This is a genomic window from Enterobacter soli (assembly GCF_964208575.1).
GTDB lineage: Bacteria > Pseudomonadota > Gammaproteobacteria > Enterobacterales > Enterobacteriaceae > Enterobacter > Enterobacter soli_A.
Genome location: NZ_CAXOFU010000011.1, coordinates 39,597 through 63,072 on the forward strand (window position 1 = coordinate 39,597; position 23,476 = coordinate 63,072).

Consider the following 23,476-nt stretch of genomic DNA (forward strand, 5'->3'; position numbering starts at 1 on the left):
GTAAAAGAAGGTGAATGACATGAACAACACGCTCTCAGGAAAAATCGCTCTGGTCACCGGCGGCAGCACCGGGATTGGTCTGGCTACCGCGCAGGAGCTGGCGGCGCAGGGTGCGAAGGTGTATATCACGGGTCGCCGCCAGGCGGAACTGGACGCCGCCGTTGGGCAAATTCATCCTTCGGCGGTGGGGATCCGCGCGGATGTCTCTAAGCTCTCGGATCTCGATCTGGTGTACGCCCGGATTGCGAAAGACGAAGGCCGTCTGGATATTCTGTTTGCCAACGCCGGAGGCGGGGACATGCTGCCGCTCGGCGCCATTACCGAAGAGCAGTTTGACCGTATCTTTGGCACCAACGTGCGCGGCGTGCTGTTTACCGTCCAAAAAGCGCTGCCGCTGCTCGCTTCGGGGTCGTCCATTATCTTGACCGGCTCGACGGTATCGATCAAAGGCACCGCCAACTTCAGCGTGTACAGCGCCAGCAAGGCGGCGGTGAGGAACTTCGCCCGCTCCTGGGCGCTGGATTTGCAGGGACGCGGCATCCGGGTGAACGTGGTCAGCCCGGGGCCGGTCAGGACGCCGGGTCTTGGGGATCTGGTGCCGGAGGATCAGCGTCAGGGACTTTACGATGCGCTGGCCGCCCAGGTGCCGCTGGGACGTCTGGGGCAGCCGCAGGAGGTGGGCAAAGCGGTGGCGTTCTTGGCCTCCGACGCCGCGAGCTTTATTAACGCCGCCGAGCTGTTCGTCGACGGCGGGATGGCGCAGATTTAAGGCTTTGCCGCTCAGCTAAGGTTACGCCAGCAGCGCACGGTGCGTCCGTCCGCTGCTGGCTGTAAAGCCTGGGGCGCTTCGCAGCCCTGGGCTGCCAGCGGACAGCGGTCGCGGAAATAGCAGCCGACGGGAAGATGGCGATTGCCCGGCAGCTCCGTTTTACGCAGCGCCAGGCTGTCGTCCAGCGGCTCGCCGGTCTTAGGCACCGAATCGAGCAGCAGCCGGGTGTAGGGATGGCGCGGCTGGCCCAGCACCTGCGAAGCTTGCCCCAGCTCGACGATCTGCCCCAGATACATCACCGCCACCCGGTCGCTCATGTGCCGCACCACCGACACGTTGTGCGAGATCAGCACGTAGGTGAGATTGCGCTGCTGCTGGAGCTTCACCAGCAGGTTGAGGATTTGCGCCTGCACCGAAATATCCAGCGCGCTGGTGGGTTCGTCCAGCACGATGATATCGGGACTGGACGACAGCGCCCGGGCGATGGCGATGCGCTGGCGCTGGCCGCCGGAAAACGCGTGGGGCAGACGGTCGAGATACTCCGGGCGAATGCCGACCTGCTGCGCCAGCGTTTCGGCAAGTCGACGGCGCTCACGGGCGCTGCTGCGCGTTTGCACCCACACCGGCTCGGTAATGATCCGCCAGACCGGCAGGCGCGGGTCGAGAGATGAGAGCGGATCCTGAAACACCATCTGCATTCCGCCTGCGTCCCGCGTGCGCTGGCACGCCCCGGCGCTGGGCTTGAGCATGCCTATCAGCAGCTGCGCGAGGGTACTTTTCCCGCAGCCGGACTCCCCGACAATGCCCAGCGTTTCGCCCCGGCGGATTTGAAGATCCATCCCGTTCAGGGCGTGAACCTGCTCCGTAACGCGTCCCAGCCAGTTTTTACGCGCCGGGAAGTTCACGTGAACGCTTTCCAGCTTGAGCAAAATATCAGACATGACGCACCTCCAGCTGCGGATACCAGCACGCCGCCTGCCTGTCGCCCGCGCCGCTGGGCCGTAAGGGCGGCGTTTCGTCGCATTTCGCGCCGGCGGCAAAGCAGCGCTCGCGAAACGCGCAGCCGCGCGGCAGGCGGGTCAGGTTAGGCACCGTGCCGGGAATGGCGGGCAGCATCTCGCGCGGCTCGCCGCTTTCCGGCGCACAGCGCAAAAGGCCTATCGAATAAGGATGAACGGGATGACGAATTAAGGTGTCGGTTGTGCCGCTCTCAATCACGCTCCCCGCATACATGACGTACGTGCGGTCGCACAGCTGGGAGACCACCGCCATATCGTGACTGATAAACAGCACCGAGGTGCCGCTGGCGCGCGCCTTGTGCTTCAGCAGCCGCAGCACCTGCAGCTGCACCGTGACGTCCAGCGCCGTGGTCGGCTCGTCGGCGATGATCAGCTCCGGCTCGCAGGAGAAGGCAAGGGCGATCATCACCCGCTGGCGCATCCCGCCTGACAGCTCAAACGGATAGCGGTCCATCACCTCTGCCGCATCCGGAATTTGCATCTCCTCCAGGAGGGTAATGGCTTTGGCGCGGGCGGCGCGGCGCGAAAGGGGCTGGTGCTGGCGGATCACCTCCTCCATCTGCTTGCCAATGCGCCGGGTCGGGTTGAGGGCGGTCATCGGCTCCTGAAAAATCATCGCCACTTTTGCCCCGCGCCACTGGCGAAGCTGCTTTTCTGACGCCCGAAGCACGTCTTCCCCCAGCAGCGTTACCTGCCCGTGGTGAACGCGATAGCTGCCTTCGGGCAGCAGGCGCATCGCCAGCATTGCGGTGACCGATTTTCCGGAGCCCGATTCCCCCACCACGCCGACGATTTCGCCGCGCTTAATCTCCAGCGAAACGTGGTTTAGGGCGTGAACCTCCCCGCGAAAAATCGGGAAGCTCAGGTGTAAGTCTTCAATCGACAGGACCGATTCGCTCATCACTGTTTTCCTCCTGATTTCGGGTCGAGCAGGTCGCGGATCCCGTCGCCAAACAGGTTGAACCCCACGGCGGCGATCAGGATCGCCGCGCCCGGAAACGCGCAGTACCACCACTGGTCAAGAACATAGTTACGCCCGACGGCAACCATCGCACCCCATTCGGCGCTAGGCTGCTGCGCGCCGAGCCCGATAAACCCAAGGGTGGCGGCCATCAGAATGGCGCTGCCGATATCCAGCGACGCCTGCACAATCAGCGGCGGCAGGGCGTTACGCAGGATATGCCAGCTGATGAGATGCCAGCGCGAGGCGCCAAACGTCCGGGCGGCCTGCACGTAGGTGAACTGGCGCACCACCAGGGTTTGCCCGCGCGCCAGGCGCACGTAAAAGGGTATGCGCACAATGGCTATCGCCAGCATCGCGTTAAAAAGGCTCGGGCCGAGGGCGGCGGCGAGCGCCATCGTCAGCACCAGAGAGGGGATCGACAGCATGATATCCATCACCCGCATGATGAGGGCGTCACCGCGCCCGCCAAGCACGCCGGACAAACAGCCGAGCAGGGAGCCGATGCCTCCGGCAATTACCACCACCGCCAGCCCGGCGGTGATGGACTGCTGGCTGCCCACCAGCACGCGGCTGAACAGATCTCGCCCGACCTCGTCGGTGCCAAACCAGTGCTGCGCCGAGGGCGCCTGCAGGCGCGCGGTCAGATCCAGCGCGTTAGGATCGTGCGGCACGATCCACGGCGAGGTCACCATAAGCGCCAGCATCAGGAACATAATCACCCCGCCGACCAGCGTCAGCGGGCTTTTGCGCAGCAGCCAGAACAGCTTCGCCCAGTCGATGCGCGGCGGCGTGGTTTTCACCGGAACGGGCGTTTCCTGAGTCATCATCATTCGGCACCTCCGCGCCCGATTCGTGGGTCGATCCACAGGTAGAGCAGGTCGACCACCAGATTCACTAAAACGTAGGCCAGCGACACCACCACGGCGAAGCCCATGACCGCCGGGAAATCCAGCGCCTGAATGGAGGTCACCACCCAGGCGCCCATCCCCGGCCAGGCGAAGACGGTTTCGGTCAACACCGCGCCGTAAAGCAGATCCCCCAGCGCCAGGCCGAGCACCGTGATGGACGGGATCATTGCGTTCGGCAGGGCGTAGCGCAGCACGATGTACCACCCCGGCAGGCCGCTGGCGCGGGCGGTACGGATGTAATCTTCGCTGAGCTGCTCGAGCATGGCGGAACGCACCTGACGCGCCACGATGCCCAGATGCACAAACGCCAGCGTCAGGGACGGCAGGATCAGGTGCTGGAGCGCGTTAAAGAACACCTCGCCGTTGCCTTCGAGCAGCGCATCAATAAGGTAAAAGCCGGTCACCCGGGCAGGCGGGTCGAGCCAGTCGTCCAGCCTGCCGCCGCCGGGCAGGATTTGCAGATGTCCATAGAAGAGCACTATCACCCCCAGCCCGAGCCAGAAGGCGGGCGTGGAGATCCCGGTCATCGCCATCAGGCGCACCAGGTGATCCAGCCAGCGGTTGCGGTACACCGCCGACAAAATTCCCAGCGGCACGCCGATTGCCAGCGCCAGCAGCAGAGAGCAAAACGCCAGCTCCAGCGTGGCCGGGAAAAAGGCTTTGAGATCCTCCGCCACCGGACGCCCGGTGCGGATAGAGGTGCCTAAATCACCGTGAACCAGCGCATCCACGTAGCGGCCAAACTGCACATAGAGCGGCCTGTCCAGCCCGAGCTGCTGGCGAATGCCCTGAACGATGTCGTCGCTGGCGCGGTCGCCCGCCAGCAGGCGCGCCGGATCGCCGGGGATCATGTGCGAAATGATAAAAGTGATGATACACACGCCGGCCACCACCAGGATTAACCCCCAGCAGCGCTGGCGCACTATGCTCCAGAACGTCATACGCTTTCCCCCGGCGCGGCCCGTTACTTGCTCATGGTGTCGATGTTGAACACCTGCTCAAGCATCGGATTAAAGGTGAAGCCTTTGACCTCTTTGTTCATCGCCAGCTGGTAGTTCTTCTGGAACAGATAAACGTAGGCCGCCTCGTCGATGACAATTTTCTGCGCCTGCTGGTAATTTTTGCTGCGCTCGGCCTGGTCGGTGGTTTTCAGCGCCGCCTGGAGCAGGCCGTCGACCTCTTTGTTCTCATAGAACGAGCGGTTTCCCGGCAGCCCTTTTTTGTCCGACTCGAACCAGTAGTTCATGAACATATACGGGTCGGCGAAGTCCGGGCTCCAGTTGCCGATGGCAATGTCGTAATCGCCTTTCCCCACGCGGTCGCGCATGGTGGCGTTGGCCAGCTTCTCCAGCTTGACGTTGATGCCCAGCTTGCCGAGGCTCGCCTGGGTGGAAAGGGCGATAGGCTCCCAGTTCGGGTCGTTGTCGGAATAGAGGAAGGTCAGGCTGGCGGGTTTCTCTTGTACCTTCTCCAGCGCCGCTTTGGCTTTGGCCTCATCGAAGCTGTACTGCATGGCGCTCGCGTCGAAGCCCCACATCCCGTCCGGGATCGGCCCGCGCATCTGCTTGCCGTTGCCGCTGAGGATCCCTTTCACCATGCCCTGATAATCCGTCGCCCAGGAGACCGCCCGGCGCAAATCCACCTGGTTCATCGGCGCTTTGCCGTTGTTGAGATACAGATAGGTCACGCGCAGGGACGGGTATTCCGCCACGGCCACTTTGCCTTCCTGCTTGAGGGCGGAGAGCTGATCGACGGGCAGGGCGTCGGCGATGTCCAGATCGCCACGGGAGAGCTGCAGGCGACGCGAGGCGCTCTCACCGATGATTTTCACCGACACGCGCTTGAAGTGCGGTTTCGCTCCCGGCCAGTGCGGGTTCGGCACCAGCACCAGCTGCTGGCCTTTCTGCCAGCTTTTCAGCATAAACGGGCCGGACCCGGCGGTGTTTTGCGCCAGAAAACCGCGGGCATCGTCGGCGGCGTTCGCTTTCAGCACCGCCGGGTTAATGATGGACGCCCCGTCGTTCGCCAGGGTGTAGAGGAAGGGCGCAAACGGCTGGCTTAGGGTGAATTTCACCGTGTGCTCATCCACCGCGTCCACTTTCAAATCTTTCGGGAAGGCTTCAGACGGCCCCTGGCTGATTTTCAGCAGGCGCTCGAAGGAGAGCTTCACCGCCTCGGCGGTCACCGGCGTACCGTCGGCAAACTTCGCGTTATCGGCAAGGGTAAAGGTCCACTCTTTCTGGTCGTCCGAGGCTTTCCAGCCCGTCGACAGATCGCCTTCCACCTCGGTGGTGCCCGGCTTGTACTTCACCAGCCGTTGATAGGAGGGATAGGTCACCGTCCAGTCGTTATTATCGATGGTCACCGCCGGGTCGAGGGTTTGCGGGTCGGCGGCTTTCCCGATGACCAGCATGTCTTTTGGCACCGCAGCCTGCGCCAGGGGCGCGCTACAGGCCAGGGTGGCGGCGATGAGCGTAGTGAGAAGCGTTGTTTTCATGGCAGTGCTCCAGCGTTAACGTGATGTGTGTGCAGGCGTATAACAGGCGAACTGGTCTTCTAACAGCGGATAGCCGGCGGCGTTCGGCAGCTCAAAGTGCCACCATTCGCTGCTTATCCCGACAAACCCGGCGCCGAACATAATGGCGTTCAGCAGCAGGCGATTGCGCTGGGCGTGAGGCGGCACGGACGGGTGATACGGATGGGAGCGGTCGTGCATTTCGTCAAACCCGGCGCCCATATCCAGCATGCGGCTGTGCTCGTCCATCAGCGTGACGTCGATGGCCGTGCCGCGGCTGTGGTTAGAGCCAATCGCCACGTCCACCACGTACTCCGGGTTTGGACAGGCCTGCCACAGCTGGGCCTGCGCCTCCTGCGGGCGATAGGCGTCGTAGACCACCAGTTTTAGCCCGGCGAGGGTGGCAATGCTGATGGCCTTCGCCAGCGCGGTGGCGGCGTCGGCGTGCAGCAGGCACAGGTGCTCCTGATAAATCGGATGACCGGTGAGGTTGTCCGCAGTCGCGTACTTCAGATCGATATGCAGCGAGGGAAAGATCTTCGCCACATCCACCAGGGGATACTCTTCGGGCATAGCTCCGCTCCTTTAGCGTTCGAATTGACCAAACTCTTGTTGTAGCTGTCGGTTTATCGCCAGGCGTTCCGGGAGGGCGTCACCCAGCATCTCCACCACGCCCGACAGCAGCAGGTTGAACAGGCAGCTCACCGGGGCCAGCGAATCCCAGAAGTGGCCGGTATCGGTTTTCACCTGCAGCAAATCTCCCGGGTAGTCTCGCGCCCAGGGGCACCAGATATCGGTGATCAGCGCCATCGACAGGCCTTTCTCACTCGCCACCCGGCAGTACTGACGGGCGATAGCGGAGTAGGCGCGGGTGTCGGTCAGCACGATGTAGGGCCGCGCAAACCCGGAATTGAGCGACTCCACCCAGCTGCCGGACAGCCCCTCGGAATAGCTAACGCGCGGGCGCAGATACTCCAGATGGCTGAAAAACGCGTTGGCGATCCCGCGCGTGGACTGAATGCCCAGCACAAACACCGCGTCCGCGTGGGTGAGCTGATGCACCACCTGCTTAAACACATCCGTCTGCGCCAGCTGATAGACGTGGGTAATGGCGTCTACCTCCAGCGACAGCGAATGCTGGAGTCGGTCAGAGAGCGGCTGCTGCTGTTGCCAGGAGTCGAGGCGATCGTTCATGCCCCAGGGCTGATACGGATCGCGCAGGCTTTTTTTGGCGTCTTCCAGATTGCGATAGCCAAGCTTACGCAGGAAGCGTCCTACCGTAATGCCGCTGGTGCCGGTTGCCAGCGCCACGCTTTCCGCCGTTTCAAACGGGATCTGCGCCCCGTGCGCCAGCATCCAGCTCGCCACGCGCTTTTCGCTGGGCGTGAACTGACTAAAACGCGCTTCGATACGGGCCAGCATCTCTGGTTTTGTCGTCATACCGCCTCGCTGTTAACAGGCTGTCAAACGCCGATAGGGTGTTAGTTGCTTAACAATGCACGGCGCGTGCCATGTTCACATGACGGCGAAATCCGCCTGCGGCAGCAAAGCTAATGCAATATTTGTTTAACTAATGATCAACATTTGTGCAGCGTAGTTCACTTTTGGTGCAGGGACGGACGGCGCGGGCTGGACTTTGGCAAAACCGTCAGCGCCTTCACATTTTTGTTAAGATAAGGGCATCGTAGAAAGGAAAGGGATACCGGCATGGCTAACCTGCCGTGGCGCATTAGCGTGCGCCTTATGGTTCTGGCAAAGAAAGTGGCACTGGTTGTCGGCATTGTCCTGATCGTGCTGCTCACCGTTCGAATTTATGCCTCGCTGAAAGAGCCCGGCCTGCACGAATGGCACACCTGGACAGGGGATGAGATGTCGGCTCGCGAAATCGATCGCGCGACCTTCGCTCAGTACCTCGAGAGAGAAAAGGCCATTTTCAGCGATCTACAGAGCGAGGTGACGGATCGCGTTGAAGAGAGCGAGAAGACGCCGCTCAACCGTTTTTATCGTCACAGCCTTGTGTGGCCGGGGCAGTTTACTCCTGATGCCAACCGCTCGTTCGTGCTGATGCCCGCCGGCAAGCCGCGCGGCGCGGTGGTGTTGCTGCACGGACTGACGGATGCGCCCTACAGCGTCCGGCATCTGGCGCTGGATTATCAGCAGCACGGGTTTGTCGCCGTGGTGCCGCGCATGCCGGGTCACGGCACCGCGCCCGGCGCGCTGACGGCCGTCGACTGGGAGTCCTGGCTTGCCGCGGCGCGGCTCGGCGTGCGGGAAGCAACGCGTCTGGCGGGAAGCGATGTGCCGCTGCACCTGGTGGGATATTCCAACGGCGGGGCGCTGGCAATGAAGTATGCCCTCGACAGCCTGGATTCACCGAACCTGCGTAAACCTCAGCGGCTGGTATTGCTCTCGCCGATGATTGGCGTCACGGCGTTCGCGCGCTTTGCCGGGCTTGCCGGATTACCCGCCATGCTCCCGGCGTTTGCGAAATCCGCGTGGCTTAACATCACCCCGGAATATAACCCGTATAAATATAACTCCTTCCCGGTCAACGCCGCCCGCCAGTCCTGGCTGCTGACCAAAGCGCTGCAGCAGCAGTTTGGGCGCGCCGAGGCCGAAGGCAGGCTCGCGTCGCTGCCGCCGGTGATTGCCTTCCAGTCGGTGATGGATTCAACGGTCAGCACCCGCGCGGTGGTCACCGGACTGTTCGACAGGCTGCCGGACAACGGCAGCGAGCTGGTGGTGTTTGATATCAACCAGGCCGCCATTCTGCGTCCGCTGTTTAAACCCGCATCCTGGACGGCGGTGTCGGAGCTGCTTCCCGCTGCGCTCAGGCGTTACAGTGTCACGGTAATCACCAACGCTACGCCGCACACCTTTGATACGGTCGCAAAAACCACTCCGGCGGGAAGTCTCGACGCGCAGAGCGTGCCTTTATCCACGCCTTACCCGCAGGACGTCTATTCCCTGTCGCACGTGGCGGTGCCTTTTCCGCCAGACGATGACCTCTACGGCAGCCGTCCAGAAGAGAAAAACCGCTACGGCGTAAGCCTCGGCACGGTGTCGCTGTGGGGCGAAACCTCGGTTTTAAGCGTCGGGAAAGATACGCTGATGCGGATTACCTCGAATCCGTTTTACAGCTATATGCAGGCGAGGATCGACGAGCACATTGATGCGGATGAGAAAAAGTAGGCAGCGCTAACGCATTCACATTGTGGATGTTTTCCTACGGGCGATATTAATGCGCTTACCCGCGTGAATATAATTAGTCGCTACAGGGGAAGTATGCTAAACAATAGCTTATCGCCGCATAGAAAAGATCAGGAACAATTACTGTGCTGACAACACTCATTTACCGAAGCCAGTTAAATTCATCCTGTAAATCAGAGCAGCTTGACGCCCTGATTAAGCACGCGCGGCAGCGCAATGCGCTAATGAATATTACCGGAATTATGCTGTTTAACGGACTCGAGATCCTCCAGGTGCTGGAAGGCGCGGAGGAGAGCATCGTTAAGCTGTTTCACCGCATTCGTGACGACAGGCGGCACACCGACGTGGTCGAGCTGATGCGGGACTACGGTCCGCGCAGGCGCTTCGAGAATGTCGGTATGTTCCTCTTTGACCTGCGCATTGAATCGCCGAAAGCGGTACTGGAATCCGTTCTGCGCTACAGTAAGCTCGAAAGCTACCTTGCCTCCGAAGACAGGGTGTTTAAATTCATCCAGTCGTTCATTACCCAGAAAAAAACGGCGCGCGCGGCATCTGCGCTCACTGCGGATAAGTGGACGCTGTCGAAAGAAAACGCGCCCTTTGGCGAACGGATCGAAGGGCTGATTGCCAATCAGAGCTGCCAGTTCGCCCTCCAGCCTATCGTTGAACCCACCCAGGGGAAAATCACCTCCCTCGAGGCGCTGATTCGCGGCAACGACGGCGGTAGCCCGGAGCGATTTTTCCAGAGTATCGATCAGAACAAAATCTACGAGATTGACCTTCAGACCAAGGCCTACGCCTTTGCGCTGGCCGAGAAGCTCGGCATTGGCGGCCATAAAATTGCGGTAAACCTGCTGCCCATGTCTCTGGTGAATGTGCCTGGCGCGGTGGAGTTTCTGGTGGATCAAATCAAGCGTCATGGACTCCAGCCGGAACAGGTCGTGATTGAAGTTACTGAAAACGAAATGATTTCCGGTTTTAACCAGTTTAACAGCGCCATTAAACAGCTGCGTGCCGAAGGCATTGGCCTGGCGATTGACGACTTCGGGTCCGGCTATGCGGGGCTGTCGCTGCTGACCAGATTCCAGCCGGACAAGATCAAGATCGACCGGGAGATTGTCAGCGATATTCACCTGAGCGGGCCGAAACAGGCGATTGTGAAATCCATCGTCAGCTGCTGTACCGACATGGAGATTTCGCTGGTGGCGGAAGGGATTGAGAAGCTAGAGGAGTGGTGCTGGCTTGAGTCCGCCGGGATCAGGCGTTTTCAGGGATTTTTGTTTGCCCGACCGCAGCTTAACGGCGTTGGTGACATTCATTGGCCGCATATTATTTAATATTCGAATAAATTTTTCCCCATTCCAGCAATATTTCCTCCGCTCATACGTCTACCTCACCACAGACCATAATCAGTAGGTTAATGAGGTAACGACAATGAGAGATTTTACTATGCACGAAAGCGGCCGCGGGCGTGGTTTTGGGCGACATCGCATGGGGAAAGCGCTGGCCATCGGCGCGATCGTGTTTGTGGTGCTGGGGCTGCTGGTGATGTCCCTGTGGAATGCGATCCTGCCAGCCATTTTGGGCGTCAACGCCATCGGGTTCTGGCAGGCGCTTGGGCTGTTGATCCTGTGCCGTATTCTTTTTGGCGGTCTGGGTTTTCGTCCGGGGATGTTTGGCGGACACCGGCGGATGCATGAGCGCTGGATGAAGATGTCGCCCGAGCAGCGGGAAGCCTTTATCCAGCAGCGTCGCGGCGGGTTTGGCCGTCACGGACACTGCGGCGGGCGCGGGCATCGCGAAGAGAAGCGTGATGAAAGCACTGCAAAAGCACCGGAAGCCGAGTGAGCGAGATGAAAACCGGGGCGGCAGGCGACTCTTTGCTGATGTCGGCGCTACATGCCTGCCGCACGCGGTTGAAAGCCTTCATCCGCGGACGGAGCGCCGTTCGCGAGGACGCTGACGATATCTTTCAGGAAATCACCGTTCAGCTGATGAACGTCGAGCAGCCGGTTGAGAACGTTGCCGCCTGGCTTTTTCGGGCGGCGCGCAATGAAATGACCGACCGGGCGCGTAAGAAACGCGAAGTGCCGCTGCCCGGCTATTTCAGCGCAGACGACGACGGCGATTTCGCCGAGGATGAGATCGCCGAAACGCTGTTTGGCATCCCGCAGACGCCCGAAGAGGAGTATCTGAAAACGCTGATGTGGGAAGAGCTGGAAAATGCGCTATCCGAACTGCCGTCACCCCAGCGCGAGGTGTTCGAAAAAACGGAACTCCAGGGCTACAGCATGAAAACGCTGGCGGAAGAGAACGGCGTCAGCGTGCAAACGCTCTTGTCCCGCAAGCACAAGGCGGTGCTTTATCTGCGAACCCGGCTTCGGGATATCTATGATGCGCTGACGGGCGAGTAGCCCTACAGACAAATCCTTACAGTGCAAAGCCTTGTAGAATCATTCCTGTCGTTTATGATCTCAAATCGACTATGGGAATCATTACGCGCAGCCGACGGCTTTCGGCTGACTGCGGAGACACGAATGAAAAAATTACTGTTACTTTCCGCGCTGGCAATTTCCGGGTTGGCAAACGCGGCAGAGGCTCTGCCTGACGTGGTGAAAAATTTCAGCGAGCAGCAGGGGATCAAAATCCTCAAGAAGATCGACGCGCCGGGCGGTGCACCGGCGTGGCTGGGGCAGTATCAGGACATGGGCGTGACGCTCTTTTTAACGCCTGACGGTAAGCACGTTGTTTCCGGCTATCTTTATGACGATAAAGGTAAAAACCTGAGCGAAGAGATTTTCCAGAAAGAGATCTACATTCCGCTTGGAAAAGAGATGTGGACATCGCTTAATGCGGCGCATCCGTTGAAAGAGGGCGCTGATACCGCCCCGCGCAAGGTGTTTGTCTTTGCCGATCCGTTCTGCCCGTACTGCAAAGCGTTCTGGTCTGAGGCGCAACCCTGGGTGAAGGCCGGGAAAGTACAGCTAAACACGCTGCTGGTGGCGTTTCTGAATCCGAAGAGCGGCCCTTACGCGTCGGCCATCTTGAACGCCAAAGATCCGGTCACCGCGTGGAAGGAGTACGAGCTGTCGGGCGGTAAAAAACTGCCTGAAAACAAAGGCGAAACGTCGCGCGCGACCTTCGATGTATTGCAACAGCATCAGAAGCTGATGGACTCGCTGGGGGCAAACGCCACGCCAGCGATTTATTATCTGAACGCGAGAAATGAGCTGCAGCAGGTGGTTGGAATGCCGGACGAGAAGCAGCTCACGGAGATGTTTGGCCCGAAACCCTAAGTAAAACAGGCAGAAACCGCGCGTTTCTGCCTTTTTTTTAGCTTCCCCAGCGGCTTCTGAGGTAGCTCACCGCATCCTGGGTCTGCGGCTGGTTGAGGTAATCCTCACGGAAGAGGATGGTGCCGCTCACGCCGGGCAGAGATTCGTTGAGGTCTAGTTGCTTTTTTAGCTCCGGCACGCCGCCGTTCACCGTCCAGTCCGGCTCGTTTTTAGATGGCTCTCCCACCTTATAAAACGCAATCCCGATATACAGCCGCGTGTGGGTCGGCTTGACGACGTCCGCCCACCACTTCGTCAGAACGTCATAACGCGCCGCGCTGCGTGAGAAGGGCCAGTAAATTTGAGGCGCGATGTAGTCCAGCAAACCCTGCTGCACCCACAGACGCGTGTCCGCGAAGGACTCATCATAGGCCGCGGCGCCGCGGGTATCCGACCCCGCAGGATCAAACGATCGGTTGCGCCAGACGCCCGCCGGGCTTACGCCAAATTCGACGTTGGGCTTCTGGGCCTTAATGGCCTTCGACACCTGCGCGATCAGCTGCTGCGTGTTGTGGCGTCGCCAGTCTGCTTTGGACGCAAAGCCCTGACCGTAGCGCTGGAATGTCGAGCTATCGTTGAGCGTCGAACCGCGCGTTTCCGTATAGAAATAGTCATCAAACTGCACGCCGTCTATCGCATAGTTGGCGACAACTTCGTTTACCACGCGGGTGATCCAGTCGCGCACTTCCGGGATGCCCGGGTCGAGCACGAAGCGATCCCCCGAGGTGCGGATCCACTCAGGATGTTGCACATATACGCTGGAGGGCTGTTGATAGGCGGTTCGGTTGAGCGCCGCAACGGTCGAGGGTTTGATGTTGGTCGAGACCCGATAGGGGTTAAACCAGGCGTGAACCTTCATGCCGCGCTTGTGCGCTTCGTCGAGCATAAACTGCAGCGGATCGTAGCCAGGATACTCGCCAATCGTGCCCGTCATCATGTCTGACCACGGCAGGATTTTGGACGCCCACAGCGCGGTGCTGTCGGGCTTCACCTGGAAGAACACGGTATTGATACCCAGTCCTTTGAGATTATCGAGCTTGTCCTTCAGCGCCTGCTTTTGCAGGCTGATGCGCAGCTCTGCGCTGCTGACGTTCACCGAGGATACCGGCGGCCAGTCGAGGCGAGAGACCGTCGCCAGCCAGATGCCGCGCATCGGTTCGTTGAGCGGCTGGCCGGGTTTATCCACCGGCGGCAGGGGCGTGACGAGCGATTTAGGGGGTTTTGAGGAGCAACTAACAAGTAAAAGTGCGCAACCAATAAGCGCACCAATCCGTTTTACGTGTCGTGACATTGATGTTTTAGCTCTTAGTGATCCGACTATTAGCCCAGGGGTTAAAGGCGGGAACATCCGGTTCATCGATGGCGTCATCGTCGAGAGAGTCGAGATACAGCGCTTCGACTTCTGCACGCGCCCAGGGCGTTCTGCGCAGGAATTTCAAACTCGATTTGACGCTGGGATCGTTTTTAAAGCAGTTGATTTTGATGCGTTTACTCAGTTCATCCCAGCCGTAGCGGGCAACCAGCGCATTGACCTGCATCTCAAGCGTTACGCCATGCAAAGGATCTTTCGAAGTGTGTGCAGTCATGTTGCGTCCGGTTTTCTCATATTTTCTGGGGGATTAAACGGTCAAAGGTTACAAGAAAGGAGGGAAGGCGGCAATGGCCCGGCTGAATCCTCTCTTTATCAATATTACGGCTGTTCAAGCACGTCCTGCAGCAGCCAGTCGTGAAAAACGCTGACCTCATTGCGCATGACCGACTGCTGCGGAGTGACCACGTAATAGGCCCATTTCAGCGGCCAGCGGTGGTTGGGCTGTAAATGGACGAGCTGCCCGGTTTCAATCAGCTGCTTCACCAGGGCATGGCGCACTATCGCCACCCCGCGACCGCTGAGCGCCGATAAAATCACGGCAGACGTGGAGTTGATATGCAGTCGGCTCTCGCGCGGCTCCGGGGCGTTCAGCGTGTTGAATACGGTCTCCCAGGATGGAAAATCTGCGCCGGGATGCGGGGTGTCATCGTGGATCAACTTTTGCGCGGCGAGCCATGTTGCGCAGTCGGTTTTCTCCGGCGGAGCCAGGCGCGGGCTGCATACCAGCACCGCCTCTTCATCCATCAGCCAGGTTTTATTGACGCCTGGCCAGTCGCCCTGTCCGCAGCGGATGCCGATATCCGCTTCGCCGTGGGCAACGTCCATTAGCTTTTCAGTGACGTTAAGCCGCAGATCGATGTTTTCATGGGTTTCTGCAAAGCGGTTAAGACGCGCCATCAGCCAGTTCATCATCAGAACCTGAGAGGCCGTAACGACCACCACCGCCCGCGCCCGGCGACCGCGCAGTTTGTTTAATCCCGCTTCCAGCTTATCCAGCCCATGAGTAATGTCCTGCAACGCATCCCGCGCTTCATCAACCAGCGTCAGACGCTCCTTGCCCGTGCGGGTGCGGTGAAGGAGAGGGTGGCCAACCCAGGCTTCGAGGGAGCGGACAAGCTGACCGACGGCGGCAGGGGTTACCCCCAGCTCCTCGGCAGCGCCAGTAAAGCTGCCGTGCCGGGCAGTGGCTTCAAAGGCGTGTAGCCATTTGAGTCGGTTAAGCGATCGCATGTAAAACTCCGGAGTGAACTGCCCATAACTATACCCGAGTAAGATAGAATTTCTTTCCCGACACGCAATTTCTTCTCATTCGTCACCGCGCTTTCTGAGTGGCATTCTGCTGCCACACGAAGAGCAGCAAGGCTGCTTTCACCCGTCAAAATGAATATATGAGGTTAACGATGGACGTTTCTTTCGCCGGTAAAAAACTGTTAGTGGTCGGTGGCACCAGCGGCATGGGTTTCGAAACGGCAAAAAGGATTCTGCAAAAGGGCGGCAGCGTGGTGCTTATTGGCAGCCGCGAAGATAAATCAGAGCAGGCCCGTCAGGCGCTGGCGGCGTTCGGCCCGGTAGCGATTATTGTTGCCGATCTGATGAAAGAGGAAGGGATGCGGCGCGTAATCGACGCGATCAACGATGCGCATAGCGATATTAGCCTGCTGGTAAATGCGGCCGGGGTTTTCTTCCCGAAAGCCTTTATCGAGCATGAAGCGGCCGACTACGACATGTATATGAGCATCAACCGCGCGATGTTCTTTATTACCCGCACGGTGGTGCGCAACATGCTCGAGGCGGGAACGCAGGGCGCCATCGTAAATGTCGGGTCGATGTGGGCTCAGCAGGCCATTGCCGCAACGCCTTCATCTGCCTATTCAATGGCAAAAGCGGGTCTTCACGCGTTAACCAAAAATCTGGCCATTGAACTCGGCGGACAGGGTATACGCGTGAATGCGGTATCTCCGGCAGTGGTTCACACGCCGATTTACGAAGGCTTTATTCCAAAAGACGACGTGAAAGATGTGATGAATAGCTTTGACGGTTTCCATCCTATCGGCCGCGTGGGCACGGCGGCTGATATCGCTGAAACAGTGGCGTTTCTTCTTTCCGATAAGGCGGGCTGGGTTACGGGCGCGATTTGGGATGTGGATGGTGGTGTGATGGCGGGGCGTAACGCCTGATGAAATAAGGAAAACGCCAGGCGATGCCTGGCGTAATGGGGATTTATTTAAGCGGATTACCGAACTCTTTGATATACATCTCACCGAATTTGTAGGAAGCAAAATCAGTTAAATGCCCTTCATCACGATATATAGTTGTTCCATCAATGCTAGTGATGCATTTACCACTTACGCATTGAATAGACTTTGAGTCAATGAATGTAAGCGTCGGGAATTCGCTCTTCATTTTCTGCATAAGCTTCGTCACGTTTTCATTGTTATCCCTTGAAGGATTTTGATTGTCACATTCATTGACATCATAAGGACGACGGTGGATAACGTGCTGGTTTATACAGTTCTGATAGTTAACAGGCATAGTGGCAATCGTGAACATGATGACTGGCTTTGAACCTGCGCTGACAATGATATTCAATGCGGCACGAAGTGCATCCTCGTATCGCTTATTTGAGAGAGACTCGCTTCTTTCGTCACCATCTTTATTGATCAAGTGGGTGCCGAAATAATTTTTCCATACCTGGCCAATAATCACGTAATCATAGTGATTTGATTTTATATAGTCATAATATTTTTTAGTATTATCATGACATTTCTCATATTTCACATCTTTGTACTGCCACCAGTCGAATTGATATATGCCTGGTAAAGCGAGACAGGAAGATGTGGAAAGAGAGTACATTTTCACATTTGCATCTTTTCCTAAAACGTCATAAAAACCCCAAAAATGGTTAGCATTTGAATCGCCGATTAAAAAGACCTTTTTAGAGCCGTCATTATCGCCGAAATGGCAGTCGGCCAGGATCTGTTTTCCACCGTGACAATCAGTTCTTAAAGCGGCCTTGTCTGAAGCATCATGGAGTAGCTGGAAGGAATGATTATATTCAGCGTTAAAACGCTGCGGTAGGCCATTAGATTTTTCAGTGACAGAATACAGCGTGACGCAAACCACGAGTGGTGCAACGACCAGCAGGACGAGGCTCTTCAGAAAAGGCATTTTCACTCTACGGAATTTGTTTTCAATTCCATGATAGCAAAGTATTGCCATACCCAGTGTAATGAGTAACGCAAGATATAATGAAGAACCAGAAAGAGGGTGCCCAAGATAATTAAACGTTGCAAATACTGGCCAATGCCATAGATACAATGAGTAAGATATCTTCCCTGTGTAGTTAACTGGGGTCATCTGTAAAACACGACTTACAAACGAGCCTTGACTTAAAAACAAAAGCGAAGAAGCGGCACAGACAAGCAGGGTCCATGCATTTGGATATAATGAAACGGGAATGTTTATTGCCGAAACCCAACCGATGGCAATAATAGCTCCCGCGGCAAGTATATTATTTAAAGTTTTATTAAAAGCAGGAATTCGATTCTTTAAAAGCGCTGCGCTACCACCAATAAGAAACTCAAATGCACGCATTGCTAGCGAGTAATAATGTTGTTTGTGATTAAAATGAGATATTATAATCACGGCAACAGTTGCAATAACAGTTAGTGTCAGCCATCCATAAAGCATTGTTTTCGGCGTAATTCTAATTTTAGCCTTGTTGATTGCTATGGTAAGGATGGCCGCAAAGAGCGCAAATAAAAGATACCATTGCCATTCAATCGCCAGAGACCATGTGTGTAAAAGAAGAAAATAGTCCGCGTCGGGAGATGCATAGGTCGCACTTAGTTTATCAAAATACTGATTTGATAAAAACAAAGACGTATATTTAGCGCTTTTAGTAAAGGCTAGATAATCCTCAGGAATGTAGCAGTATGATGCTACGACAATAGTCGCCAGCATAACTGTGATAAGAGCAGGCTGCAATCGCCATAATCGACCAGAGATAAATCCTGAAGCTGAAAAGGTTTTCTTTTCAATTTCACTAATAACTTTTCCAGTGATAAGGAATCCAGATATAGTGAAGAAAATATCTACTCCGATAAATCCAGATGGAAAAAATGACAAGCCAGCATGAAATAATATAACAAGCATCACGGCAACAGCACGGAGTCCATCAATGTCATCTCTATACTTCTTTGCGGCCTGAATTTTTGTCTTAGTTTCTAAAGCTAAATCCATTTTATGATGATACCTTACATTTTTAATATGTTTTTGCTAATAATGTTTTTTATAACAACAGATTAATGGTGTATTTCATTATGAATGTTCATATGGTATCCCGTCAGAGTGCTGAACAGCAACGACAAATCGGATTGTTTGATGTTTTCCGCAGGCGCTGCTGCGGAAGGCCTGGTGCGAGAAGGGGGCAAGCCAGCAGGCAGTTGAGTGAAACACGGTCATTCTTGCCATGTCTGAAAGCATCGAGGCCGTCAAGCTGAGCCTGGAGAGCCGCATCGACGACCAGCCACCTGGTATGAGGCACCGCAACTGCGACCATGAGTTCGTGTTGCCATACACCTGTTTCCAGTCTTATTAATTAACACCCGATCCGTATCACACTTTTTATAATTTTGACTCACGTGCCCATATTATAAAAATAACCTGCCTAATTTGATATAAATCATGCTAACAAAAGCTATCACTTGAAATACACTTATCTATTTCGCGCTTTATTATCTTTCTCTCCCTTGTTTAAGAACTGTTTAAGTTAAATTAACCCAAAAAGGTCTATTTTTAGCGTGCAATATGTAGTCGTCTCTCGTAGAGGCGACTATATAGATTATCGTTTTCCCAACATGTGATAAATAAATTGAAAAGTTATAAAGAACGGAGGATTTATGACCAGAAAATTACTCGTTCCTGTTGATGTAACCGAGAGTGATTTAGCTCACACTATTATTACCCATACGCAAAATGAATCACGTTTTAATACCAGTGAGATTCATTTTTTATCTGTAGTACAACCCTTTCCTTACTACCCCGCACTGGGAGGGCGTCACTCAATCCATATCCCATCGATCGATGAACTTGTTAATACAGCCAAAAAAACTCTCGAAAAAACAGTAAGAAACTTCGAGTTACCTGATGTGAAAACCTTCATTCATGTAACATCAGGCTCCCCGAAAGATCAAATTCTCGAAATGGCGTCCAGGCTTTCAGCCGACCTGATAATCATTAGCTCGCGGCGCGATAAATTTACAAAATATCTGCTCGGTTCTACGACCGCTGCAGTAGTAAGACACGCAGAATGCTCTGTGCTTGTTGTTCGATAAAATTGTTCCCACATTATTTTATCAAGGAGTTACGCAACATTTAGATTTTTTACCTTAGTAACATGCTCAATGAAAATGATAACAACCCTTAACTTATATATGACTTCTCCATTTGAGATCACCTTACTCTCAAAATGGATGAGGCAATTATCTAAATATTAAATTTCTTGAGGCATATTATGTTATACGTTGATATTCCTGGCCATGACGAGTTTTCTCGTTTATCCGATATTCGTTCTGATGCCTGTATCTCTATTTACCTCGAAACCTCCCCGATCCGGCAGAATTTGGAGGCCAGCAAAATTCAGTTAGGCAATTTCATAAAATCTGCTTTGCAGCAGGTCGAAGAAAAAGGGCTTGATAAGCGCCGTTTAGCCATGCTTGAAGAGGAACTCTATTCGGTACTGGAAGATGTTGAATTTTGGGATTGCCACGCCCGAAGCCTTGCCATTCTGGCGACACCGGAAAGTATCACTACTTACCGCTTAGCGAACAACTTACTTAATCAGCTTGAAGTCAGCGAACGCTTTTACCTTAAGCCGCTTTTACGCGCGCTCACGTTCCCGCACTCAGCGTATATTCTGGCGCTATCAGTGAACGAAGCACGGCTGATCGAGTTTTTTGCGGATGTCCCGCCGGCAGAGGTGGAAGTGCCAAACATGCCAACATGCAGACGCGACGCAATGACTGAAGCCGTGTTAAACGATCATCATCATGGGGCTGTGCATCATAAGGTGCGGCTCGCGCAATACACCCGGAAAGTAGATCAAGCCCTGCGCCCGCTGTTAGCCATCAACAATCACCCGCTTTTTTTAGTTGCTGCCGAACCCCTGGCCTCTATCTATCGTGCCACGAATACACTCTCGAACCTTACCGACGAAACGTTGTTCACCAACGCCGAACATATCGGTCTGACAGACCTGGTATCTCAGGTTCGCCCGTTACTGGATAACTACTATCGGGCGCAGTTAGATGCCCTTAAAACACGTTTCGAAATCCGCGCAGGTGAACGGCGAGTAACTCAGGAACTTTCGGAGGCCGCCCGCGCCGCAACTTTCGGGGCTATAGAGCTGCTTTTAATTAACATCGAAAGCTCGTTAAAAGGGACCATTAACAAGGACGGCTTGCTCTCGCTGGATGAGGGAGAAAACGGTTACGGAATTATCGACGAGATCGCTAAAAGGGCGATTGCTACCGGAGCCAGGGTGTTAGCCGTGCGCGGCGAAGATCTGCCATCTGGTGCGGACCTACACGCGATTTTACGTTACCCGCTATAAAAAAAGCCCGCAAACGCGGGCTTCATACACATCAAAAGAAAAAAACTAACAACGGTCAATTTTTATTTGGAAAGAGGGCGGAGCTCTCTTTTTTTGAGAGGGGTCGAAATGAAAATTATCAAATACGCGTTCTTATTACTCTTAATACTCGGTGCTACCGGCTGCGACGATGATGAGGTGGTACTTGTAGAAGCGAACGTGCCAATGTATATCAAGCGGGCCGGCAGGTTGATAGAAACCTACTTACGCGCCAGCAATTTGAATGCTGACTGCAAAGCAATAAGTATTCGTACGGAATGGTTAATCGCGTGTAAGCCACATAAAAAAGTCAGACCTCTTCTTATCTATTCAGTTCGGGAGGGCGATTTTGTCGTTGACGATTATCATATTGAAGCAATCAATCGAGCAGCTCGGGACTATGCCAGGGTTGGTATGTTCCGGCAGCTAAAAGTAGAGATAAAAAACCGTCCTGATATCGACGAAGAACAAGTAAACCACGAGTACGAGATTTTCGCTGACCGTTACCTCTGACATGCACGCTTGTCTATCGTTAAGGCACAATGAACAGAAGAGGGGCTTTGAGTCCCTCTTGTCGTCTGATCAGCCATGAGATGAGTTCTTTGGTTGCTTCCAGATAAATGAAAGCCTTGAACTTAGCGATGTGCCGCCACAACTGAACTTTAGCAAGCGAACTGATTCAGCGATCTGAAAGAGAGGTGCTCATGCACGTGACCACGATTTATATCATTTAACATAATATACATTATGCGCACCAATGTTATCTTTAGTCCCAGTTACGACATCCGGCACGTCAAGTCTACTCTCAAGATCAAAGGATTCTGATAGCGCCTCATGTGGCAAAGTTTCCACTTTGTACGACGTTAACCAAATCAGCATCTTCTCCGACCACCACGCTAATGCCCCCACCAAAAACACAGCAGCCCCGTTCACCCCGGAGCTGCTCCAGTTTTAGTACGCCGTTTCCGTCTGCGCGGAATCCTGCAGCACCTGCAAAATGTTGCCCGCAGCTGCTGTTCCCATTTTCACGTAAGACGCGTCGCTCACGCCGCCAACGTGCGGCGACAAAATGACGTTGTCGATCTCCTCCCAAATGTGCGGCGCAGTTAATGGTTCAACATGAAAACTGTCGAGAGCCGCCCAGCTCAGGGTTCCTGCTTTTAATGCCGCGGCCAGCGCCGCGTCGTCGATCAATCCGCCTCGCGCCGTGTTGACCAGTATGGCGCCCGGCTTGCACAGCGCCAGCGTAGCGGCGTTGATCATTCCCCTGTTTTGCTGCGTCAACGGACAATGTAGCGACAAAATATCGGCCTGGCCGATCAGGTCGTTAAGCTCATCCACGCGCTCACATCCAGACGGGAACGATTTTGCATAGGGATCGTATGCCTGAACCTTCATTCCAAAGGCGCTGGCGATTTTCGCCACGCGGCTGCCAATGGCGCCCAGGCCAATCAGCCCCAGCGTTCGGCCTTCAAGCTCGAGGGATTTATGCGTTGATTTGTCCCAGTAACCTTCGCGCATGCGGCGGTCAAGCGGAATGAGCGACTTCGCGCAGGCCAGAATTAACGCCCAGGTGTGCTCGGAAACCGCAGCGGCGTTGGCGCCAGGCGCGGCGCGAACCTGAATTCCGCGCGCCGTCGCCGCCTCCACGTCGATGACATCAATGCCGCTGCCGTGCTTGGAAATCACCTTTAATGCCGGCGCGGCGTCCATCACCGAAGCCGTGATTTTGCCGTAGCGAACCAGTATCGCCACCGGATTGTGCTGTTGGCACAAGGCTATCAGCTGCTCTTCCGTTGGCTGGCGGCCAGCAAATACCAGCTCGTAATCTTCCAGCATGCTGAGCGCCGCATCCGCCAAATCGCTGCCGGTAACCAGTACGACTTCTTTAGTCTTCATGGCAGTGTCTCCCCGGCGCTCAGCATTCCCGCCTGACGCAGCGCGCTCTCCAGCCAGTGCGGACGAAGTTCGCCCTCGCGGATGGCAACCAGACGTTTTGATTCCATCTCCAGCTTCCCTTTTGCCAGATCGATAATGGTGCGAACCTCATCGCGCGGGATGACGACCACGCCGTCAATATCCCCGACGACCAAATCCCCTGCCTGCACCGCTGCGCCACCCACGGAAATAGAATGATTCACCCTGCCCGGTATGAACTTGGTTGGGCCACACGGGTTCAGGCCGGCGGCGAAAACGGGAAAGTTTTGTTTGCTTAAGGTTTCCGCGTCGCGAACGGCGCCGTCGATGATGATACCTGCGATACCGCTGGCCTGCGCCTGGGTTGCCATGATCTCTCCCAGCAGCGCGCAGGACAAATCCCCTTTTCCGTCGATCACTAATACGTCACCCGGTTTGGCGATGGCCATCGCGGCGTGAATTGCCAGGTTATCGCCCGGACGAACCTCTACGGTAATAGCCGGTCCGGCAACCGACATATGTGGCGCAAGCGGCTTGATACGACCGTGTAATGTGCCACGGCGCCCGGCTACGTCAGCGAGAATGGCCGCCTGGAATTCGGCGGCCTGACGGACCTCTTCTGGGGCAACGCGTTCAATATCGACATTTATCAGTTTCTGTTGGGATGCAGGCATGGGTATTCTCCATTTGTTTTACTAGATACAACTAACGTGTACTATGTAAAACAACTATACGGGCATTGCTTCGCTTTTAGCCAGCGTTGCGAAGTTGTTTGTGATGTAAACACGAAGTTACTCACAAAATTCAGGTACAATTTTGTTCGGCAAAAAGGAGAA

Annotated in this window: 23 protein-coding genes; 10 read left to right on the plus strand and 13 right to left on the minus strand. The window is 55.5% G+C overall.

The window, feature by feature from the left end; translation table 11 throughout:
• Positions 1–19: 19 nt before the first annotated feature.
• Positions 20–769 carry an SDR family NAD(P)-dependent oxidoreductase gene (locus AB6V08_RS12945; protein WP_368543152.1) on the plus strand — a complete coding sequence of 250 codons (750 nt, stop codon included), beginning with the start codon at positions 20–22 and terminating at the stop codon, positions 767–769.
• Positions 770–780: 11 nt separating this feature from the next.
• On the opposite strand, the gene AB6V08_RS12950 is transcribed toward AB6V08_RS12945, so the two are convergent.
• Genes AB6V08_RS12950 through AB6V08_RS12980 form a run of 7 tightly spaced genes read right to left on the minus strand, consistent with a single transcriptional unit; the run spans position 781 to position 7,615 of the window.
• Positions 781–1,710, minus strand: a complete 930-nt coding sequence (locus AB6V08_RS12950) for an oligopeptide/dipeptide ABC transporter ATP-binding protein (protein ID WP_368543155.1) — start codon at positions 1,708–1,710, stop codon at positions 781–783.
• Positions 1,703–2,689 carry an ABC transporter ATP-binding protein gene (locus AB6V08_RS12955; RefSeq protein WP_368543157.1) on the minus strand — a complete coding sequence of 329 codons (987 nt, stop codon included), beginning with the start codon at positions 2,687–2,689 and terminating at the stop codon, positions 1,703–1,705. The genes AB6V08_RS12950 and AB6V08_RS12955 overlap by 8 nt, the downstream gene beginning before the upstream one ends.
• Entirely contained in the window at positions 2,689–3,582 is an 894-nt protein-coding gene (gene ddpC, locus AB6V08_RS12960; protein WP_368543159.1) for a D,D-dipeptide ABC transporter permease, read from the minus strand. Before ddpC ends, AB6V08_RS12955 begins: the two co-directional genes overlap by 1 nt.
• Complete coding sequence (locus AB6V08_RS12965; RefSeq protein ID WP_368543161.1) at positions 3,579–4,601, minus strand: ABC transporter permease; 1,023 nt, start codon at positions 4,599–4,601, stop codon at positions 3,579–3,581. Before AB6V08_RS12965 ends, ddpC begins: the two co-directional genes overlap by 4 nt.
• A 23-nt stretch (positions 4,602–4,624) precedes the next feature.
• Positions 4,625–6,157 (minus strand): ABC transporter substrate-binding protein, encoded by a 1,533-nt coding sequence (locus AB6V08_RS12970; RefSeq protein ID WP_368543163.1) that lies wholly within the window; start codon positions 6,155–6,157, stop codon positions 4,625–4,627.
• 15 nt (positions 6,158–6,172) lie between these two features.
• Complete coding sequence (gene ddpX / locus AB6V08_RS12975) at positions 6,173–6,748, minus strand: D-alanyl-D-alanine dipeptidase (RefSeq protein WP_368543165.1); 576 nt, start codon at positions 6,746–6,748, stop codon at positions 6,173–6,175.
• A 12-nt stretch (positions 6,749–6,760) separates the two neighbouring features.
• Positions 6,761–7,615 (minus strand): MurR/RpiR family transcriptional regulator, encoded by an 855-nt coding sequence (locus AB6V08_RS12980; RefSeq protein ID WP_368543167.1) that lies wholly within the window; start codon positions 7,613–7,615, stop codon positions 6,761–6,763.
• Positions 7,616–7,882: 267 nt separating this feature from the next.
• Between AB6V08_RS12980 and AB6V08_RS12985 the strand changes: the two genes are divergently transcribed.
• The 5 genes from AB6V08_RS12985 (at position 7,883) to dsbG (ending at position 12,681) form a co-directional block, all read left to right on the plus strand.
• The gene (locus tag AB6V08_RS12985; protein WP_368543169.1) at positions 7,883–9,367 is read left to right on the plus strand and encodes an alpha/beta hydrolase; all 1,485 of its coding nucleotides are present in this window, start codon (positions 7,883–7,885) and stop codon (positions 9,365–9,367) included.
• 143 nt (positions 9,368–9,510) lie between these two features.
• On the plus strand, positions 9,511–10,722 hold the full coding sequence (locus AB6V08_RS12990) for a diguanylate phosphodiesterase (RefSeq protein WP_368543171.1): 1,212 nt from the start codon (positions 9,511–9,513) through the stop codon (positions 10,720–10,722).
• 97 nt (positions 10,723–10,819) lie between these two features.
• The gene (locus AB6V08_RS12995) at positions 10,820–11,233 is read left to right on the plus strand and encodes a hypothetical protein (protein ID WP_368543173.1); all 414 of its coding nucleotides are present in this window, start codon (positions 10,820–10,822) and stop codon (positions 11,231–11,233) included.
• Positions 11,234–11,238: 5 nt separating this feature from the next.
• Positions 11,239–11,799: an RNA polymerase sigma factor gene (locus AB6V08_RS13000; RefSeq protein ID WP_368543378.1), complete on the plus strand. Its 561-nt coding sequence runs from the start codon at positions 11,239–11,241 to the stop codon at positions 11,797–11,799.
• A 123-nt stretch (positions 11,800–11,922) separates the two neighbouring features.
• On the plus strand, positions 11,923–12,681 hold the full coding sequence (dsbG, locus tag AB6V08_RS13005) for a thiol:disulfide interchange protein DsbG (RefSeq protein ID WP_368543175.1): 759 nt from the start codon (positions 11,923–11,925) through the stop codon (positions 12,679–12,681).
• Positions 12,682–12,718: 37 nt separating this feature from the next.
• On the opposite strand, the gene AB6V08_RS13010 is transcribed toward dsbG, so the two are convergent.
• The 3 genes from AB6V08_RS13010 to AB6V08_RS13020 form a co-directional block, all read right to left on the minus strand.
• Entirely contained in the window at positions 12,719–14,011 is a 1,293-nt protein-coding gene (locus tag AB6V08_RS13010) for a glycoside hydrolase family 10 protein (RefSeq protein ID WP_368543177.1), read from the minus strand.
• Positions 14,012–14,018: 7 nt separating this feature from the next.
• Positions 14,019–14,306, minus strand: a complete 288-nt coding sequence (locus tag AB6V08_RS13015) for a VF530 family DNA-binding protein (RefSeq protein ID WP_368543179.1) — start codon at positions 14,304–14,306, stop codon at positions 14,019–14,021.
• 104 nt (positions 14,307–14,410) lie between these two features.
• On the minus strand, positions 14,411–15,322 hold the full coding sequence (locus AB6V08_RS13020) for a LysR substrate-binding domain-containing protein (RefSeq protein WP_368543181.1): 912 nt from the start codon (positions 15,320–15,322) through the stop codon (positions 14,411–14,413).
• Between the two features lie 170 nt (positions 15,323–15,492).
• Here AB6V08_RS13020 and AB6V08_RS13025 point away from each other — a divergent pair, with 170 nt between their 5' ends.
• Positions 15,493–16,269: an SDR family NAD(P)-dependent oxidoreductase gene (locus AB6V08_RS13025; RefSeq protein ID WP_368543183.1), complete on the plus strand. Its 777-nt coding sequence runs from the start codon at positions 15,493–15,495 to the stop codon at positions 16,267–16,269.
• Positions 16,270–16,312: 43 nt separating this feature from the next.
• Here the strand turns inward: AB6V08_RS13025 and AB6V08_RS13030 are convergent, their stop codons facing one another.
• Positions 16,313–18,334 carry an acyltransferase family protein gene (locus tag AB6V08_RS13030; protein WP_368543185.1) on the minus strand — a complete coding sequence of 674 codons (2,022 nt, stop codon included), beginning with the start codon at positions 18,332–18,334 and terminating at the stop codon, positions 16,313–16,315.
• A gap of 659 nt (positions 18,335–18,993) precedes the next feature.
• Here AB6V08_RS13030 and uspF point away from each other — a divergent pair.
• From uspF to AB6V08_RS13045, 3 genes are all read left to right on the plus strand, one after another.
• Positions 18,994–19,428: a universal stress protein UspF gene (gene uspF / locus AB6V08_RS13035; protein ID WP_368543187.1), complete on the plus strand. Its 435-nt coding sequence runs from the start codon at positions 18,994–18,996 to the stop codon at positions 19,426–19,428.
• A gap of 179 nt (positions 19,429–19,607) precedes the next feature.
• The gene (locus AB6V08_RS13040) at positions 19,608–20,705 is read left to right on the plus strand and encodes a baeRF11 domain-containing protein (RefSeq protein ID WP_368543189.1); all 1,098 of its coding nucleotides are present in this window, start codon (positions 19,608–19,610) and stop codon (positions 20,703–20,705) included.
• 108 nt (positions 20,706–20,813) lie between these two features.
• The gene (locus tag AB6V08_RS13045; RefSeq protein ID WP_368543191.1) at positions 20,814–21,236 is read left to right on the plus strand and encodes a hypothetical protein; all 423 of its coding nucleotides are present in this window, start codon (positions 20,814–20,816) and stop codon (positions 21,234–21,236) included.
• 438 nt (positions 21,237–21,674) lie between these two features.
• Here the strand turns inward: AB6V08_RS13045 and AB6V08_RS13050 are convergent, their stop codons facing one another.
• Both AB6V08_RS13050 and AB6V08_RS13055 read right to left on the minus strand, forming a co-directional pair.
• The gene (locus AB6V08_RS13050) at positions 21,675–22,622 is read right to left on the minus strand and encodes a hydroxyacid dehydrogenase (RefSeq protein WP_368543193.1); all 948 of its coding nucleotides are present in this window, start codon (positions 22,620–22,622) and stop codon (positions 21,675–21,677) included.
• Entirely contained in the window at positions 22,619–23,314 is a 696-nt protein-coding gene (locus AB6V08_RS13055; RefSeq protein ID WP_368543195.1) for an RraA family protein, read from the minus strand. Before AB6V08_RS13055 ends, AB6V08_RS13050 begins: the two co-directional genes overlap by 4 nt.
• Positions 23,315–23,476 lie beyond the last annotated feature (162 nt).